Consider the following 865-nt stretch of genomic DNA (forward strand, 5'->3'; position numbering starts at 1 on the left):
AAATATACAGGTCCCTAGCGTTACAAGTTCACCCGCAGACCAGCCGCTCTGATGAAAAGTGATAGCGCAAAGTAAAACACCAGTACTTGCTAATAAAGCAAACCGTAAAGCCTTTACATTGTCCTGATGTTTCTGAATGTGGGGATGATGGATAGTGTGGGAACTCCACTTTAATAATCCACTGTACCAAATCTCATCGTTATTCGCTTGCGTATAGCGTGTTGTAATAACCGTGACTAAGATAACGCCAATGAAGGTACATTGGATACGAGATAAGGCGAGTTCCCAAGCATGCTGTTTAAGCATTAGCGCAGGTACTAAGATTATAATAATTGTCACAGCCATCATTTGCGGTGCATAGCCTTTCGTACCATGGCTGACTCGCATGCTAAATATGGTGATAAAAATAGTGAATGAAATTAGAGAAATTATTATCCATGCGTTATTAGTGGCTTTGAGAATAGTAAGCCCTAGTAATGCACCTGCAAGGGTACCTATTATACGATAGGCACCTCGCTGGAACATCATTCCTCTTACTTGTTGAGAGATGACCCATACAGGCATCGCTGCCCAATAAGCATTATCCACCCCAAGTAAAATTGCGATTGAAAATGATAACCAAGCTGCAATGCTAAGCCGTAGACCATGTGAGATATTTGTATTCATTGAATTTCTTTAAAATATACAGCTTTTATCCATTCAACTGAATTTGTTGTAGTCGGCGAGGGGCAGTTTCTTTCAGTAAAATGCCGATGAAAGCACATGCTAATGACACACCGCCGACGATCAACATTGGACCTTTCAGACCTATTTGGTCAGCTATACCACCAGCAACAATTGGCATGAGCACACCACCAATGAGTTC

General features: G+C 41.5%; 1 protein-coding gene. It reads right to left on the bottom strand.

What is annotated here, in order from left to right:
• Positions 1-666 (bottom strand): FUSC family protein (locus tag C1642_RS17600; RefSeq protein ID WP_171304723.1); only part of this gene is annotated, 666 nt, incomplete at its 3' end.
• Positions 667-865 lie beyond the last annotated feature (199 nt).

It is taken from the genome of Acinetobacter sp. AKBS16 (genome assembly GCF_002899995.1).
GTDB lineage: Bacteria > Pseudomonadota > Gammaproteobacteria > Pseudomonadales > Moraxellaceae > Acinetobacter > Acinetobacter baumannii.